Origin of the sequence: Allomuricauda sp. ANG21 (genome assembly GCF_040705235.1) — a bacterium.
Taxonomy (GTDB): Bacteria; Bacteroidota; Bacteroidia; order Flavobacteriales; family Flavobacteriaceae; genus Flagellimonas; species Flagellimonas marina.
On the sequence record NZ_JBFCVT010000011.1, the window covers coordinates 692,406 to 709,435 of the forward strand.

The 17,030-nt window shown below is 43.8% G+C and carries 13 protein-coding genes; 10 read left to right on the forward strand and 3 right to left on the reverse strand.

Annotation, left to right across the window (positions count from 1 at the left end):
• Positions 1 to 20: 20 nt before the first annotated feature.
• The 5 genes from AB1A65_RS11945 (at position 21) to AB1A65_RS11965 (ending at position 4,827) form a co-directional block, all read left to right on the forward strand.
• On the forward strand, positions 21 to 560 hold the full coding sequence (locus tag AB1A65_RS11945; RefSeq protein ID WP_366589368.1) for a DsrE family protein: 540 nt from the start codon (positions 21 to 23) through the stop codon (positions 558 to 560).
• Positions 561 to 573: 13 nt separating this feature from the next.
• On the forward strand, positions 574 to 1,842 hold the full coding sequence (locus AB1A65_RS11950) for an amidohydrolase (protein WP_366589370.1): 1,269 nt from the start codon (positions 574 to 576) through the stop codon (positions 1,840 to 1,842).
• Between the two features lie 2 nt (positions 1,843 to 1,844).
• Positions 1,845 to 3,404: an FMN-binding glutamate synthase family protein gene (locus tag AB1A65_RS11955; protein WP_366589373.1), complete on the forward strand. Its 1,560-nt coding sequence runs from the start codon at positions 1,845 to 1,847 to the stop codon at positions 3,402 to 3,404.
• Positions 3,405 to 3,456: 52 nt separating this feature from the next.
• Positions 3,457 to 4,230 (forward strand): hypothetical protein, encoded by a 774-nt coding sequence (locus tag AB1A65_RS11960; RefSeq protein ID WP_366589376.1) that lies wholly within the window; start codon positions 3,457 to 3,459, stop codon positions 4,228 to 4,230.
• Between the two features lie 75 nt (positions 4,231 to 4,305).
• Positions 4,306 to 4,827, forward strand: a complete 522-nt coding sequence (locus AB1A65_RS11965; protein WP_366589379.1) for a hypothetical protein — start codon at positions 4,306 to 4,308, stop codon at positions 4,825 to 4,827.
• A 3-nt stretch (positions 4,828 to 4,830) separates the two neighbouring features.
• Here the strand turns inward: AB1A65_RS11965 and AB1A65_RS11970 are convergent, their stop codons facing one another.
• On the reverse strand, positions 4,831 to 5,745 hold the full coding sequence (locus AB1A65_RS11970) for a patatin-like phospholipase family protein (protein ID WP_366589382.1): 915 nt from the start codon (positions 5,743 to 5,745) through the stop codon (positions 4,831 to 4,833).
• Positions 5,742 to 7,826 (reverse strand): M1 family metallopeptidase, encoded by a 2,085-nt coding sequence (locus AB1A65_RS11975; protein ID WP_366589384.1) that lies wholly within the window; start codon positions 7,824 to 7,826, stop codon positions 5,742 to 5,744. Before AB1A65_RS11975 ends, AB1A65_RS11970 begins: the two co-directional genes overlap by 4 nt.
• Before the next feature lie 46 nt (positions 7,827 to 7,872).
• On the opposite strand from AB1A65_RS11975, the gene recG reads away from it, so the two are divergent.
• On the forward strand, positions 7,873 to 10,014 hold the full coding sequence (recG, locus tag AB1A65_RS11980) for an ATP-dependent DNA helicase RecG (RefSeq protein ID WP_366589387.1): 2,142 nt from the start codon (positions 7,873 to 7,875) through the stop codon (positions 10,012 to 10,014).
• A 48-nt stretch (positions 10,015 to 10,062) separates the two neighbouring features.
• On the opposite strand, the gene AB1A65_RS11985 is transcribed toward recG, so the two are convergent.
• A complete protein-coding gene (locus AB1A65_RS11985; RefSeq protein ID WP_366589389.1) occupies positions 10,063 to 11,175 on the reverse strand; it encodes a DUF2911 domain-containing protein in 1,113 nt (370 codons plus the stop codon).
• A gap of 332 nt (positions 11,176 to 11,507) precedes the next feature.
• Between AB1A65_RS11985 and leuC the strand changes: the two genes are divergently transcribed.
• The 4 genes from leuC (at position 11,508) to leuB (ending at position 16,346) form a co-directional block, all read left to right on the forward strand.
• Positions 11,508 to 12,920, forward strand: a complete 1,413-nt coding sequence (gene leuC / locus AB1A65_RS11990; protein ID WP_366589392.1) for a 3-isopropylmalate dehydratase large subunit — start codon at positions 11,508 to 11,510, stop codon at positions 12,918 to 12,920.
• 100 nt (positions 12,921 to 13,020) lie between these two features.
• Positions 13,021 to 13,617 (forward strand): 3-isopropylmalate dehydratase small subunit, encoded by a 597-nt coding sequence (gene leuD / locus AB1A65_RS11995; RefSeq protein ID WP_366589394.1) that lies wholly within the window; start codon positions 13,021 to 13,023, stop codon positions 13,615 to 13,617.
• A gap of 29 nt (positions 13,618 to 13,646) precedes the next feature.
• The gene (locus AB1A65_RS12000; protein ID WP_366589396.1) at positions 13,647 to 15,164 is read left to right on the forward strand and encodes an alpha-isopropylmalate synthase regulatory domain-containing protein; all 1,518 of its coding nucleotides are present in this window, start codon (positions 13,647 to 13,649) and stop codon (positions 15,162 to 15,164) included.
• A 123-nt stretch (positions 15,165 to 15,287) separates the two neighbouring features.
• The gene (gene leuB, locus AB1A65_RS12005; protein ID WP_366589399.1) at positions 15,288 to 16,346 is read left to right on the forward strand and encodes a 3-isopropylmalate dehydrogenase; all 1,059 of its coding nucleotides are present in this window, start codon (positions 15,288 to 15,290) and stop codon (positions 16,344 to 16,346) included.
• Positions 16,347 to 17,030: the final 684 nt, after the last annotated feature.

The following is a 17,030-nucleotide window of genomic DNA, read 5'->3' on the forward strand; positions in this document are numbered from 1 at the left end:
GGCCATAACCCTTTTTATTGATGAAATACAACGGTTTCCCTATCTGGATTTGTGCGCTTTTCAGCCTTTTCGCATTGTCCCAAGAAAAAAAAGCAGGGCCAATCCTGGAAAATTATGGTGCTGTATTCACCGTTGAGAACCCCGATTACAAAACCAATGTTAACGAGGAATTTAAAGTGGTTTTTGATGTGGCGACCGGTCCAGAATCCCATGAAGAAATCAATAAACGAATAGAGACCGCTGCTCGATTTTTGAATATGCATGCCCAAAATGGGGTACCAGCTTCTCAACTAAAAGCAGCTTTGATCATACATGGGTCAGCTACGACCAACATCATGAACAATGAAGCGCACCAAAAACGGTTTGGCGTTCCCAATCCCAATGCAGAAATGTTGCAAAACCTTATGGATAATGGAGTTGAAATCATCCTTTGCGGCCAATCCTCCAATTCTCGAAATGTTCCAAAAGAGACCCTTATTCCGGGTGAAAAAATTGCACTATCGGCCATGACGGCATTAATTCAATTACAAAATGACGGTTACCGTCTTATTAAACTATAACTCACTCACCATTATGAAGAAAATTTTAGCCTTTACACTATTAATTTCAAGTGTAACCCTCCACGCCCAAGATTTAGGAAAAGACATTGCAGCCGTTGAATCCAAAGTAGTTGAATGGCGTCGCGACATCCACCAACATCCTGAACTCAGCAATCGCGAATTCAAAACCGCTGAAAAAATTGCAAACCACCTAAAATCCTTAGGCATTGAAGTTCAAACTGGAGTGGCCCACACCGGAGTGGTCGGGCTTTTAAAAGGAGACAAACCCGGAAAAGTAGTTGGCCTACGTGCCGATATTGATGCGCTTCCCGTGACTGAACGTAATGATTTGCCATTCAAGTCAAACGTAACTTCTGAGTTTTTGGGAAAAGAAGTTGGCGTAATGCACGCTTGTGGTCATGATACGCACACTGCCATTTTAATGGGCGTGGCCGAAGTGCTATCCAAACATAAAGACAAAATAAAAGGAACGGTCAAATTCATTTTCCAACCTGCCGAGGAAGGGCCACCTCCAGGTGAAGAAGGAGGTGCCAAATTAATGGTGAAGGAAGGCGTATTGACCAATCCCGATGTGGATGCCATTTTTGGTCTGCACATCAATTCGCAAACACCAATCAACACCATCAAATACAAACCAGGAGGAGCTTTGGCATCCGCCCAACGCTTTGTAATCAATGTGAAGGGAAAGCAAACCCACGGTTCCCAACCTTGGGCCGGTGTGGACCCTATCTTGATTAGTTCAAAAATCATTGATGGTCTTCAGACTATTATAAGCCGAGAAACTGAGCTGACCAATGAAGCTGCTGTGATTTCCGTGGGAAAGATTACCAGCGGGGTTCGCTTTAACATCATTCCAGAAAGTGCTGAACTCATTGGCACCATCCGAACTTTGGATTATGACATGCAGAAAAAATTGAACAATCGAATGCTAGAAATGGTTCCTGCCATTGCCAAAGCCTACGGAGGGGATGCTGATATTGAAATCACTACCTCCACCGCCATTACATTCAACGATTTGGATTTAACCGCCAAAATGGTCCCTAGCTTGGAAAAAGCGGCTGGCAAGGAGAATGTTTCTATACACAAAGCGGTAACCGGAGCTGAAGATTTTAGCTATTTCCAAGAAAAAGTACCCGGTCTCTTTTTTATTCTGGGAGGAATGACCCCTGGAACAACAGAATCGTTTCCGCATCATACGCCAGATTTTAAAATTGATGACAGTGGGCTGCTGTTGGGTGTAAAAGCCATGACACAGCTTACTTTGGATTATTTGAACATGTAACAATGGAATCCCTATTGGATTTTTTAGACGACATTCCTTGGTGGGGGTGGATATTGGTTTTCCTATTATTGGTAGCCATCCGGGATATCTTTTTCCAAAAGGCACACACCATAAGTCATAATTTTCCCATTGTGGGGCATCTTCGCTACTGGTTGGAGAGCATCGGACCGGAAATGCGGCAATATTTTGTAGCCAACAACCGAGAGGAACTTCCTTTCAATCGTATTGAACGCAGTTGGATCTATGCCTCGGCCAAAAAGGAAAACAATTACGAAGGATTTGGCACAGACCGGGATATTTATGCGCATCAGCATGTTTTTGTGAAAAATGCAATGATTGCCTATCAACTTCCTGAAGGCCACCCCAATACCAAAGACCCTTGCTTTTTGCCTTGCGCCAAGGTAATTGGAGGGTACAACAAGCGTAAAAAACCATATCGTCCCGCTTCCATCATCAATGTGTCGGCCATGAGCTTCGGTTCTTTATCGGCTGCTGCCGTGGAGTCTCTCAACAAAGGTGTTGAAAAGTGTGGGGCCTACCATAACACGGGTGAAGGCGGTCTTTCCCCCTATCACAAAAAAGGAGGAGATGTTATCTTTCATTTTGGCACCGGATATTTTGGAGTCCGTACTCGGGATGGAAATTTCTCCATGGAGAAAATGAAAATCCTAGTAGATGAAAATCCTTGCATCAAAGCTGTGGAAATAAAACTATCCCAAGGGGCCAAACCCGGAAAAGGTGGGGTTCTGCCCGGAGCCAAAATCACACATGAACTTGCAGAAATAAGAGGGGTTGAGGTTGGGAAAGATGTCATCTCCCCTCCTACCCACAAGGCTTTCAGCAACATTCCTGAACTTTTGGAACTTATAGAGAACATTGCGGAAGAAACCGGACTGCCTGTTGGCATCAAAGGAGCGGTTGGAAAATTGGAACAATGGGAAGAACTCGCCAATTTGATGAAAAAGTCAGGAAAAGGGCCTGATTTTATCACCATTGACGGCGGTGAAGGTGGTACCGGAGCGGCCCCTCCCAGCTTTGCTGACCATGTCTCGCTGCCTTGGACATACGGATTTACCTCGGTCTATAAAATTTTTAAGGATATGGGATTAACAGACCGCATTGTTTTCATAGGAAGTGGAAAATTAGGATTCCCGGCCAAAGCGGCGATGGCTTTTGCCATGGGTGCGGACTGCATTAATGTGGCCCGTGAAGCCATGATGAGCATTGGGTGCATTCAGGCGCAGGTATGCCATACCAACCGGTGTCCCTCTGGAGTGGCCACACAGAGTAAATGGTTGCAAAAAGGCATCAACGTCCCATTAAAATCAGACCGATTGGCGCAATATTTCAAAACTTTTCGCAAAGAGTTCATGGAAATCACACATGCAGCTGGTTACGAACATCCCTGTCAATTTAAGATGAATGACATCCAAGTAAATGTTGATGATGATTATCTTAGCAGCGGCTTGGAGGCGGTTTATGGATACCAAAAGGACGAGGTAACCTTTTCTTCCATGCAGGAACTTTATGATTGTTCCTATTTGGGAGGTAAGCCCAATTAAAAAAAAACATTATACTTTAGCTCCAAATTTGAATCATCAAATACAACTACTTATGAAAAAACTGTTACTCCCCATAGTTTTGCTTTTTGTTGCTACTTCGGCTTTTGCCCAAAGAAAGAGCGACCTTATTGCAGAAATTGATGACCTAAAGTCAAAAATTTCTGAGGTTGAACAGGAATTGGCCAAGGCCAAACGTGAAATATCGTCGAGTAATGCCAAGGCCGAAACTTTAGAGGTTGAGAACGCTGGGCTACGTGATGCCAACGCCACGTTGCTGGGCAATCTGAGTAACTTCTCGGAACTTTCCAAGCAGAATTCCAACAATGTGAACAAGGCCATGGAAGCCTTGGCTCGTAAGGAAAAACAGCTGAGCGGCATCAACGATATGATTTCCGCAAATGATTCCACAGCCATTGTTTCTTTAACCCGAATTAAGCAAACCTTGGGCGAAAATGCCAATGTAAGTGTCGCCGAAGGCACCATTGTAATCTCAAGCAGCCTGAGTAATCTTTTTGGTTCGGATACGTCCTCGGAACTGACCGAAACAGGAAAAGCTTGGTTGGCCAACGTTTCCAAAGTCATCAAATCAAATCCCAATTTTAAGACCGAAGTGGAAGGGTTGAACATAACAGGGGAATTTGGCCCTACGTTTGACCAAGTCTCCGCTGTTTCCAAGGAATTGGTGGGCACTTTGGGAGTTTCCAGTGAAAAAATAGTGATTACGGCGAAGGACGGCAACTTTAAGGAGGGGGTAAATATTAAATTACAGCCTGACTACAAAGGATTTTATGCCAAGGCAAAGGAAAGTGCCAAGGCAGCCCGATAAGATTGTAGGTCAAAATACTTTTTGCAGTTTTGGTTCGTTCTTGTTGTGTAAAATCAACAAAAACCAAACTATCCTATGAGTGGAGATGATATCCTTCAACTTTTTGCGTATTTAATGCCCGCCGTTGTTACCGGTGTGGTCGCCTTTTATTTTTTTAGACTGCATACCCGTAACGAAGACGGTCGAAGACGATTCCTTTTGCACAAAGATGCCCAAGCGGACACCCTTCCTGTTCGACTGCAAGCTTATGAGCGAATGACGCTTTTCCTAGAGCGTATTGCCATCAACAGCCTTGTGGTTCGTGTGGGACCCAAAGGAAAAAACAAAAGGGATTACGAAAATCTTCTGATCAATCAGGTTGAAACGGAGTTCGAACACAATCTTTCCCAACAGATTTATATGTCCGAGGAGTGTTGGAACATCATCAAAGCGGCCAAAAATGCCACTATTCAGATTATTCGTTCAGCTGGTATGAGCGAAACGGATTCCGCGGATAAGCTTCGGGAAGATATCCTCAACCAGACCATGGAGAAACAATCGCCTTCCAATACGGCCTTGGCTTTCGTGAAAAAAGAAGTGAGCGAACTTTGGGATTAGTGCCTATTCCTGGTGTTCTGGGTCTATTGGACTGGTTTCATCATTCTTGTTCTTGGCATAGAGATATCCCCTTTTCCACCACAAGGTCATTCGCTCCTTATTGAATACCAAAGAATTGGTGGTCAGAACCGTAGGTGTGTAGTAGAAATTGATGATGGCATCTTTTTGATTGGCCACCAACTTTCCTATCCTGATATTCTGGTTCTCAATCCGGTCCAACATAAAACTAAAAATAGTGGTAATTAAGTCGAATGGATTTTTAGCCGACATACGGTTTAAATGACTTACCTCGGTGTGCAATACCACCACGTCTACCTCAGTGGCACCTCGATTAAGAGCTTCTTCGATAGGGACTAAAGTACCAAGTCCGCCATCGGCATATTCGCAACCATTCTTTTTGGCCAAACTCATAAAAGGGGTGTAATTGGATGAAATCCAAATCCAATCGCAGAATTCATCATAGGTACATTCGTGAATGGATTTGTATTCTACTTGATTTAAAGAAAGATTGGATACGGTTACCACCACATCCATATCAGTTTTTTTGAGTTCATTGAATTCCTCCACGGTTATGGATTCACGAATGAGTTTTCTAAGGTTTTCACTTTCCCCGAACGTCTTTTTTCCACGGATAAAATTCTTTACCACCTTCCAATGGTTAATGGCGATAATTTCCACCCCGTGCTTTTTCTTGATCAAAAAAGGGCAATTGTTGAAAATACTGTCTTGGTCCACCGAGGAGTAGATTTCCTTGATTTTGTCAAGCTTATTAAGGGCCAGATGTGAAATTAAAAGACTGCCGGTGGAGGTGCCCACAAAAATATCGTATTTGTGCCGTGCTTCTTGAATTAAAAACTGGGCAACACCGCCTGCAAAAGCGCCCTTGCTCCCACCGCCTGAAATAACCAATGCCCTCATTTGCCCAAAGTTTTGTCCAAATATTGTTGTTCTTCCTGATTCAGCAAAGGATAAAGAGCTTTTAATCGGGCCATGCTATCCTCATTTTTTAAAAACTCCTTTAAAATTTGTCGGGACGATTTTTTAAAATGCCAAACGTGGTGACTGCAAGCTTCCACTAAATTCTTTAAGGAAACGTCATCAAATCCACCAATGCCTTTTAGATATTGAAAGGCCAATAGGCGCACCTCAAAATGAAATTCTGAGCTTGTATAGTTGCTAAGTTCTTCAAAATATTTGGGCTTTAACTCAGAATTGTATTCGGGGGTCACCAAGGCCAAGGTCAGCCAAAGCAACCGAATATTTTTATTGGGGAACCCGATAATACCGTTGGTCTTGTTCAAGTATTTCTTTCGGCTTTCCGGAAAATCAGTCCAAAGCTTATACAAGGCCGATTCTAGGGTGATATAACTTTTGTCGTCAAGTAACTCCTCAAAATTCAGTTGGATTTCCTGTGGAATTTTGTCCACGGACAGCGCTAGGGATTGCCGAACCTTCAGGTTTTCCGTACCAAGCATTTTGGAAATGGTCTGAGTTGAGAGGTGGGTTCCATAATCCAAAATAAGATGATGTTTCAACTCTTCAGAATGAAGGGTGTTCCATTTTTCTTGTAAAATGGACTCAGCGGATGCCAAATCATCACCAATCTGGTTTTGCAGCTCAAAATAGGTTTTAATGGATGGACTTTTCTCTATCAAAAAGGTTTCCACTTTCTCAAAAGGAAATTCCGATTCTTGAAGCCAGGTTTCCTCAAAATCGGAAAGCTTCATCCCCGAAGCTTTTTCCATTTCCCACATAAAATCGGGTATAGTTACATTTTCATAGGCATACTTGTCCAGATAATTTTTGATGCCCTGCTTAAAATTGGAATCCCCTACTCTTTCTTTTAGCATCACCAAGGCCCACGCTCCTTTTTCGTAAAAGGTAAGACTCCCTGCGTTGGAATTGGTAAGGGCCTCCCCATTGCCCTCACCTGAGAAATTAGCCAAGGCTTGAGCGGTTTCCAACAAATGCCAGTAGTAATATTCGTCACCAAAAATGTTCTTTTCTGCCAAATAGGCGTAGAAGGTCGCAAAACCTTCGTGCAACCAATGGTGGGCTCCGCTCTGTTCCGTCACCAAATTGCCAAACCACTGATGCGCCAACTCATGCGCATTGACGTTTACATAGTTCTTATCCTTGAAAGCGATGGAATCCACTACCAATGTATTGGAAAAAATAGTTGCTCCCGTATTTTCCATACCCGCATATAAAAAATCCTGAACGGGAATCTGTTTGTAGTTCTGCCAAGGATAAGGAACCCCGATTTCTTGTTCCAAAAAGTCAAAAATATGCTGGGAGTATCGATATGTGGACTCAACTTTTAAGCTGTCCTTGGGTTCGTAATAGAGTTCAATGGGTACACCAGATGTGGAATGCACAGTCTCTTTTTCAAAATTGCCAATGGCAAACGCCACGAGATAGCTGCTCATTGGCTTTTGTATGTCAAAACTCCATTTGGTCTTACCACTCATTGTTTGCTTTTCAAACAATCTGCCATTTGAGACTACGGAGTAGCCATCATTAAAAACAATAGTTAAATCAAATTCCACCTTTTCCATCATGTCATCAAAACTGGGCAACCAGTGACTGGTATATTTGCCTTGGCCTTGGGTCCAGATTTGTTCGTTTCCCACAACAGTATCGTCCCAACCTAAAAAATATACCGTTTGTTTGGGTTGAGTAGTATAGGTCAATTCAAGTTGGTGCTCTTCTCCTTTTCTAAATTTATTTTGAATGATGAGGCTCTTGTTGGTATTCGTATAAGATGTTGATTCTCCATCAAGTTCAACCTTGGAAAAGGTCATATTGTGAGCATCCAAAAAAATGGAATCAACATCTTTGAGCACATCAAACGCATAGGTGACAGTTCCTTTTATTTTCTTTTCCTGTGGAATGGGCTCAACAAAAACCTTTGCATGGGTAAAATCCACCTTATCCTGAACTTGGGCGGAGAGCAACTGTGTGAGAAGGAAAAAAATAAGAAATGGGGTTCGCTTCATATCGACATACTATCAAAAGTCCTTCCAAATTACATATTTTAGTTCGATGAATCCCAATTTTCTACAAACTCCTATCCCCTATTTAAAAGGTGTTGGCCCCAACCGGGCAGACATACTCAAGGCTGAGCTAGGGATTGAAACCTACCGGGACCTGCTTCATCTGTTTCCCAATCGGTATTTGGATAAGACCCAGTATTACAAAATAGCACAATTGCAGCCCAGCGGTGCTGATGTGCAGGTAGTGGGGAAAATCATTCATCTAAAAACCGTGGAACAAAAACGGGGGAAACGCCTTGTGGCGACTTTTGTGGATGAAATGGGACAAATGGAGCTGGTTTGGTTCCGTGGGCACAAATGGATCCGGGAAAACCTAAAAATCAATGAACCTTATGTGGTCTTTGGGCGGGTTTCAAAATATGGGAGCATCTTTTCCATGCCCCATCCTGAAATGGAATTGCTTTCCGAACATCAAAAAGGAGTAAAAGTGGCCATGCAGCCCATTTATCCCTCTACAGAAAAATTGAGTGCCAAGGGAATCACCAATCGCGTGGTAGGAAAGATGATGCAGCAACTCTTTTTGGAGTCCAAGGGACGGTTTTTGGAATCGTTGCCTAAAACTATCTTGGAGGAATTACGGTTGATTTCCAAAAGTGAAGCGCTTTTCAACATCCATTTTCCAAAGAATCAAGAATTGTTGGCGAAGGCACAGTTTAGACTGAAATTTGAGGAGTTGTTCTTTGTGCAGTTACAATTAATTTCCAAAAAACTGGTGCGAAAACAAAAAATAAAGGGCCTACCTTTTGAAGCTGTTGGGGAAAATTTTACTTCTTTCTTTGAAAACCACCTCCCTTTTGAACTGACCGATGCCCAAAAACGGGTCATCAAGGAAATTCGGGGAGACTTGGGTAGCAATGCGCAAATGAACCGCTTACTTCAGGGTGATGTAGGCTCCGGAAAGACCATTGTGGCCCTCATGTGCATGTTATTGGCCATGGACAACGGTTTTCAGGCCTGTTTGATGGCTCCTACAGAAATTTTAGCCGCCCAACATTACAACAGTCTGAAAGAATTGTTGGGTAAAATGGACGTGAAGATTGCTTTACTCACAGGTTCCACAAAAAAATCGGCACGCACACTACTTCATAATCAATTGGAAAATGGAAATCTGAATATTTTGGTGGGCACCCATGCCGTTTTGGAGGACAAAGTGCAATTCAAAAATCTAGGCTTGGCCATTGTGGATGAGCAACATCGGTTTGGGGTAGCGCAGCGTTCCAAATTGTGGCACAAAGGTAGCCCACCCCAAAGCTCGGATGGAGAGGATGGAGGGGCCATTCCGCCTCATATTCTAGTAATGACCGCCACGCCCATCCCCAGAACCTTGGCCATGAGTCTTTATGGGGATTTGGATGTTTCGGTGATTGATGAACTTCCTCCTGGGCGAAAACCAGTAAAGACCGTCCATCGGTATGATGCGAATCGCTTGAAAGTTTTTAGATTCATCAAAGATGAAATCAAAAAAGGGCGGCAGATTTATATCGTATACCCTTTGATTCAGGAATCTGAAGCCTTGGATTACAAAGACCTCATGGACGGCTATGAAAGCATTGCCCGTGAATTTCCCATGCCGGAGTATCAAATTTCCATTGTCCACGGTAAAATGAAACCTGCGGACAAGGATTATGAGATGGACCGTTTTGTAAAGGGAGAAACCCAAATCATGGTGGCGACTACCGTGATTGAGGTCGGAGTGAACGTCCCCAACGCCTCGGTAATGATTATTGAAAGTGCAGAGCGGTTCGGACTTTCCCAATTGCACCAGCTTCGGGGTCGTGTTGGTAGAGGAGCAGAGCAGAGTTTTTGTATTTTGATGACGGGACACAAACTCTCCGAAGATGCCAAAACCCGATTGCAGACCATGGTACAAACCAATGACGGCTTTGAAATCGCCGAAGTGGATTTAAAACTCCGCGGCCCTGGGGATTTAATGGGCACCCAGCAAAGCGGACTGTTAACGTTAAAGATTGCGGACATTGTAAAGGACAACCAAATCCTAAAAACCGCCCGCTATCATGCCATTCAATTGCTCAAGGAAGACCCAAGGCTGGAAAAAGAAGAGAATCGACCTGTCCGTATCGCCTATGCCAAAATGATGCAGAACAAGACCATTTGGAATTATATCAGCTAAAAAAACCCAGCTTTCGCTGGGCTTGTTCTTCTACGTTGTACTAGACTTCTAGTTAATATCTGTGCCTGCCTCCAATTTGGAAATATTGGCAACTATTACGTCCCTGTTCAATTGGTCGGGGGCTCTACCCTCGGCAACTTTTAAGTGCTTTAGGGCCGATTTGTAATCCCCTACCGCGGAATACCCTCTGGCCAATCCGTAATCTACGGGCCAAGTGCCCTTATGGTTTTTGGCGTTCCATTTAAAAACTTCTAGTGCCTGATCATGTTTCCCTTGAGCAATCAATTGTCTACCATAACCATGGATTTCAAATACCGTTCCCATGGGCATGGCCTCATCCATAACCGCTTTGGCCTCCGCGGTTTTGCCCTGTCTATCCAAAATTTGGGCCTTAAGGCTTAGGTTGTTAAAATTCTTCTGACTGAAAAACTGCCCTTCAATGGCAGCATTGGCCCAGCCCAACGCTTCATCAAGGTCGCCTCCATTGTTCAATGAAAAAGTCGCCGCCTGCTCCCAGGTCTGTCGGTTGAAGCCAGGTGTAGTTTGCAGTTGTTGTCGTATTTCAGCCAAGACATTGGCGGTTACATCGGTTTCAACAGTAAATGGAATCTGTTTTTTCTCCCATTTTAATGAGGCTACAGCAGAATTTGGGCCAACTTCATCAAAAGAAAAGGTTAGCAGTTCGGTATGCGGAATTTCGTTGGTCTTCACATCCACCCGAAGCGCATCTTCTGATGGATCGTAGAAATAACTGCCCCAAGCCTCATGGTTTTCAGAGAAAATAACCGTTGCGGTATTGTCCTCATTGACAACCATGTGCAACCCATATTTTCCGGCGGGAAGGGTCTTTCCACCAACGGTAAGGTCGTGGGTAGTTTTGAATACCGTGTTCTCATTAGCACCAGCTCTCCAAGGAGATTCGGTGGCCGTTCCAAATCCAAGGTTGTTCATGCCATAAGGAACCAAGGCTCCCCAAATTTCTCGATCATTTACACTAGGTCTGGAATACGTAATCGTAACATCTGTGTTACCGATTCGTTGGGATACGCTTGCCAATTGGCTTCCTTGTGGCAAAAAGTCCAATTGTGCGGTAGCTGTACTCGAAACAAAGAGTACTGCCGTGAAAATCGTAGCCGTGAGGGCTGAGTAAATTTTTTTCATCGTTCGTTGTTTGATTTTGTTAATGAATATGTTATTGCGTAGAATTTCCCTAAAGTATGGAGGTTGTCGCTCTAGCAACGTTACAGCAATGTTAAAAAATATGATACCATGTTAAAATATAACATATCCCGCTAAATTTCAATGCTTTACCTTATATTTTTGAAGGATGCATACACCACGAAGTGATATTTGAAATTGTGGAACGGACATTTGTTAGTATTCCATCAATTTGATGAAAGTGGTGGTTGAACATCGTAATTTTACAGACAATAAGAAGACAGGTTTTAATTCAAATTTTAACTTTGTTTGCTTACAAATTATTGAATCAGACGATGAGTAAAACACTATTTGACAAAGTATGGGATTCCCATGTGGTTCAACATATTGATAATGGTCCCGATGTGCTGTTTATTGACCGGCATCTGGTGCATGAAGTCACCAGTCCCGTGGCTTTCTTGGGATTGAAGAACAGAGGTATCAAAGTGCTATATCCTGAACGCACTTTTGCCACTGCCGATCACAATACTCCTACCCGAAATCAGCATTTGCCCGTTAAGGATCCCTTGTCCGCAAATCAATTGAAGGCTTTGGAAGAAAACGCCAACACCCACGGCATACCTTATTGGGGGCTTGGACATGAGAAAAATGGAATTGTGCATGTAATTGGTCCGGAAAACGGAATTACCGTTCCCGGTGCCACTATAGTTTGTGGGGATTCCCACACCTCTACTCACGGTGCTTTTGGTGCCATTGCCTTTGGAATTGGAACCAGCGAGGTTGAAATGGTGCTTTCCACCCAATGCATTATGCAGCCCAAACCCAAACGGATGCGTATCAATATCAATGGTACATTGAACAAGGCCGTTACTCCCAAAGATGTAGCATTGTTCATCATTTCCCAGTTGTCCACCTCTGGTGCTACCGGATATTTTGTGGAATATGCGGGTGATGTGTTCAAAAGCATGTCCATGGAAGGGCGAATGACCGTGTGTAACCTAAGTATAGAAATGGGTGCCCGTGGCGGCATGATCGCTCCGGATGAAACTACGTTCGACTACATAAAAGGACGTGAGTACACCCCAAAAGGCAGCGATTGGGACACCGCAATGGAGTACTGGAAAACCTTGTATTCTGATGACGATGCAGTTTTTGACAAAGAATTGACCTTTGAAGCAAGCGAAATAGAGCCGATGATCACTTTCGGAACAAACCCGGGAATGGGAATGGGCATCAGCAACACCATTCCATTGGCAGAAAGTATTGATGGTGCGGTTGCTACCTTCAAAAAATCCTTGGAATACATGGATTACAATGAGGGCGAGGCCATGGTAGGCAAACCTATCGATTTTGTGTTCTTGGGAAGTTGCACCAATGGTCGTATTGAAGATTTTAGAGCCTTTGCTTCCATTGTTAAGGGAAGAAAAAAGGCGGATAATGTTACGGCTTGGTTGGTTCCCGGTTCACATAAAGTGGAAGAATCCATCAAGAGCGAAGGTATTTTGGATATTTTGGAAGAAGCTGGTTTTGAACTTCGCGAACCCGGTTGTTCCGCCTGTTTGGCGATGAACGATGATAAGATTCCAGCAGGGAAATATGCAGTGAGTACCTCCAACCGAAACTTTGAAGGGCGGCAAGGGCCTGGTGCCCGTACGCTGTTGGCAAGTCCACTTGTGGCCGCTGCCGCTGCCGTAACCGGAAAGGTGACCGACCCGAGGGAACTCATGCAAGAAGAAGCATTTGCTTAACAATAAACAATTCACAATAAAACAATTAACAATAGAACGACAGAAAATTGATTATTGCTCATTGGTAATTGTTAATTGAAAAACTGATAATTGAAAATAGATGGCTTACGATAAATTCAATATACTAAAAAGCACTGCGGTGCCCATGCCCATTGAGAATGTGGATACCGACCAAATCATCCCAGCCCGATTCCTAAAAGCGACGGAGCGTAAAGGGTTTGGCGACAATCTTTTTCGCGATTGGCGATACAATTCCGATGGCACCCCAAAAGAACACTTTGTGTTGAACAACCCAATTTACAGTGGGAAAATTTTGGTAGGGGGCAAAAACTTTGGTTCTGGTTCTTCCAGAGAACACGCAGCATGGGCTGTTTACGATTATGGATTTCGATGTGTTGTCTCCAGTTTCTTTGCCGATATTTTCCGAGGGAACTGCTTGAACATTGGTGTTCTTCCGGTACAAGTGAGTCCAGCATTTTTGGACAAGATTTTCACGGCTATTGAAGCCGACCCAAATACCGAATTGGAAGTGAATCTACCTGAACAGAAAATCACCATTTTGGCAACTGGGGAAAGCGAATCCTTTGAAATCAACGGATACAAAAAACAGAACATGCTCAATGGTTTTGATGACATCGATTACCTATTGAACATCAAAAAAGACATTGAGGAGTTTGCTGAAAACACTCCTTTGTAAGCTAGGCCTGTAGAACACGGCATCAAAAAATGAAAGCACGCACCATTGAAATCATGGACACCACCCTACGGGATGGTGAGCAAACCTCTGGGGTTTCCTTCTCCGCTTCCGAAAAACTTACTTTGGCCAAACTGCTGTTGGAAGAGCTACGGGTGGACCGTATTGAAGTAGCGTCCGCACGAGTTTCCGAAGGGGAACTAAAAGCCGTACAGAACATCACAGAATGGGCTGCTTCCGAAGGATACCTTTCCAAAGTGGAGGTGTTGACTTTTGTAGATAATGGTGTTTCACTAAAGTGGATGCAAGAAGCAGGTGCGAAGGTTCAAAACCTTTTGACCAAAGGGTCTTTGAACCATTTGACCCATCAACTAAAAAAAACACCGGAGCAACATTTCAAGGATATTGAAAATGTAGTGGTCAAAGGTCAGGAATTGGGCATTGAGACCAACGTGTATCTGGAAGACTGGAGCAATGGAATGCGGAATTCCCCAGAATATGTTTTCCAGTTTTTGGATTTTTTGACCGCACTGCCTATCAAGCGTGTTTTATTGCCAGACACTCTTGGTGTTTTGACACACACCGAGACTGGAGAATTCCTTGGAAAAATCATTGAACGCTATCCGGATACACATTTCGATTTCCATGGGCATAACGACTATGACTTGAGCGTGGCGAATGTTATGGAAGCGGTTAAAGCGGGATGTCATGGTTTGCATCTTACCGTAAATGGTATGGGTGAACGTGCCGGCAACGCTCCATTGGCCAGTGTGGTTGCCGTAATCAACGATTTTTTACCGGAGATTACTATTGGCGTTAAGGAATCATCATTGTACAAAGTGAGTAAACTGGTGTCTGCTTTTACAGGTTTCACCATTCCTGACAACAAACCGATTGTTGGTGATAATGTGTTTACTCAAACTGCTGGAATACATGCAGATGGAGACAGTAAAAAGAATCTTTACTTTAATGATTTATTACCTGAAAGATTCGGACGGAAACGGAAATATGCCCTTGGAAAAACATCGGGAAAGGCCAATATCCAAAAGAACCTTCAGGAGCTTGGATTGACGTTGAATGATGACGAGCTTAAAAAGGTCACGGAGCGTATCATCGAACTGGGAGATAAAAAAGAACGGGTTACCAAAGATGACCTGCCTTACATCATTTCGGATGTGTTGGACAGCAATCTGCACCAACAAAAGGTGTTCGTGAAGTCTTATGTGCTAACGCATTCCAAGGGATTAAAGCCCTCCACTACCCTTTCCATTGAAATTGATGGAAAAACGTATGAGGAAAACGCCCAAGGAGATGGTCAATTTGATGCTTTCATCAACGCATTGAAAAAAGTTTACAAAAAAGAGAATCGCGAATTGCCCAAATTAGTGGATTATGCGGTGCGAATCCCTCCGGGGAGTAACTCCGACGCTCTTTGCGAGACCGTAATCACGTGGCAAACTAAAGAAAAGGATTTCACCACGCGCGGACTCGATTCAGACCAAACGGTATCCGCTATAAAGGCGACAGAAAAAATGCTCAACCTAGTATAACGAACGCAAGTTCAAGGAACAAGTTCAAACACAAGAGCAAGAAGAAAGAAAAAGAGCAAAGACAAAAGACAGATTACAATAACTTAATAGCCCGTAATCAAATAACACAATAACCACAGATAAATGAAATTGAACATAGCCCTTTTGGCCGGGGATGGAATCGGCCCCGAAGTTATAGATCAAGCTGTAAAAGTATCCGATGCCGTTGCTGCGAAATTCGGACATGAAATAACATGGGCCCCTGCTTTGACCGGTGCCGCTGCCATAGATGCCGTGGGAGAACCCTATCCCGACGAAACCCATGATGTCTGTGTAGCTGCTGATGCTGTGCTTTTTGGAGCTATCGGACACCCTCGTTTTGACAATGACCCGTCAGCAAAAGTTCGTCCCGAGCAAGGCTTACTGAAAATGCGTCAAAAGTTAGGGCTTTTTGCCAATGTGCGTCCCACCTTCACCTTTCCTTCCTTGATTGACAAATCACCTTTAAAAAAGGAGCGTATTGAAGGAACTGATTTGGTGTTCTTGCGCGAACTCACGGGAGGCATCTATTTTGGGAAACGAGGTCGTGAGGACAATGACAACACTGCCTACGACACTTGCACTTATACTCGTGCAGAAGTGGAGCGGTTAGCCCGTAAAGGCTTTGAAATGGCCCAGCAGCGCTCAAAAAAACTCTGTTGCGTAGACAAGGCGAACGTGCTGGAAACCTCTCGCCTATGGCGTGAAACCGTCCAAAAATTGGAAAAAGAATACACTGATGTGGAGGTTTCCTATGAGTTTGTGGATGCCGTGGCCATGCGCTTGGTGCAATGGCCCAACTCCTATGATGTGTTGATCACTGAAAACCTATTTGGGGATATTTTGACTGATGAGGCCTCGGTAATCTCGGGTTCCATGGGATTGATGCCATCAGCTTCATTGGGAGAAAAGACTTCTCTATTTGAACCCATCCACGGTTCTTACCCGCAAGCGGCCGGAAAAGATATTGCCAATCCGTTAGCTACAGTTTTGTCCGCAGCCATGATGTTTGAAACGGCTTTTGGACTGCAGGACGAAGCAGATGCCATTCGCACTGTTGTTAATAAGTCACTTGCGGAAGGTGTGGTCACCGAAGACCTTGCCGAGGGCGGTAAAGCATACAAAACCAGTGAAGTTGGGGATTGGTTGGCTAAAAATATTTAATCAATCCACTTAAAACCAAAAGAAAGCCAGAGCAATTTGCTCTGGCTTTTTTCTATTCATTAATTGAGATTTCTCGTCGTACCTGCGGTCCTCACTCGAAATGACAAAAATTACCTCTACGTCATTTCGAACGCATGTGAGAAATCTCAAACAGTAAGCTGGACAATCCATTGCAGGGGTACAGATTTCTCGTCGTCCCGTTGGCCGGGACTCTGTCGAAATGACACGGGAAGTCATCTTTGCAACAATTCGAGCCATTTGTGAAATTCCTGTCCCTGGTTAGGCATGGCATTTCAGAACCCCATCCTACTATATGATAATGAGATGCTGAAATAAATTCAGCATGACGAAAACCACCCGAAATGACAAAAGGAACCAACCCTATCATTTCGAACGCATGTGAGAAATCTCAAACAGTAAGCTGGACAATCCATTGCAGGGGTACAGATTTCTCGTCGTCCCGTTGGCCGGGACTCTGTCGAAATGACACGGGAAGTCATCTTTGCAACAATTCAAGCCATTTGTGAAATTCCTGTCCCTGGTTAGGCATGGCATTTCAGAACCCCATCCTACTATATGATTAATGAGATGCCGAAATAAATTCAGTATGACGAAAACCACCCGAAATGACAAAAGGAACCAACCCTATCATTTCGAACGCATGTGAGAAATCTCAAATAGTAA

Coding starts and splice junctions, on each gene's coding strand:
- AB1A65_RS11985 (WP_366589389.1), bottom strand. CDS start 11,175: ATGAAAAAAATTTACTCAGCCCTCACGGCTACGATTTTCACGGCAGTA.
- AB1A65_RS11975 (WP_366589384.1), bottom strand. CDS start 7,826: ATGAAGCGAACCCCATTTCTTATTTTTTTCCTTCTCACACAGTTGCTC.
- AB1A65_RS11955 (WP_366589373.1), top strand. CDS start 1,845: ATGGAATCCCTATTGGATTTTTTAGACGACATTCCTTGGTGGGGGTGG.
- AB1A65_RS11965 (WP_366589379.1), top strand. CDS start 4,306: ATGAGTGGAGATGATATCCTTCAACTTTTTGCGTATTTAATGCCCGCC.
- leuD (WP_366589394.1), top strand. CDS start 13,021: ATGGCTTACGATAAATTCAATATACTAAAAAGCACTGCGGTGCCCATG.
- AB1A65_RS12000 (WP_366589396.1), top strand. CDS start 13,647: ATGAAAGCACGCACCATTGAAATCATGGACACCACCCTACGGGATGGT.
- recG (WP_366589387.1), top strand. CDS start 7,873: ATGAATCCCAATTTTCTACAAACTCCTATCCCCTATTTAAAAGGTGTT.
- AB1A65_RS11970 (WP_366589382.1), bottom strand. CDS start 5,745: ATGAGGGCATTGGTTATTTCAGGCGGTGGGAGCAAGGGCGCTTTTGCA.
- AB1A65_RS11945 (WP_366589368.1), top strand. CDS start 21: ATGAAATACAACGGTTTCCCTATCTGGATTTGTGCGCTTTTCAGCCTT.
- AB1A65_RS11960 (WP_366589376.1), top strand. CDS start 3,457: ATGAAAAAACTGTTACTCCCCATAGTTTTGCTTTTTGTTGCTACTTCG.
- leuB (WP_366589399.1), top strand. CDS start 15,288: ATGAAATTGAACATAGCCCTTTTGGCCGGGGATGGAATCGGCCCCGAA.
- leuC (WP_366589392.1), top strand. CDS start 11,508: ATGAGTAAAACACTATTTGACAAAGTATGGGATTCCCATGTGGTTCAA.
- AB1A65_RS11950 (WP_366589370.1), top strand. CDS start 574: ATGAAGAAAATTTTAGCCTTTACACTATTAATTTCAAGTGTAACCCTC.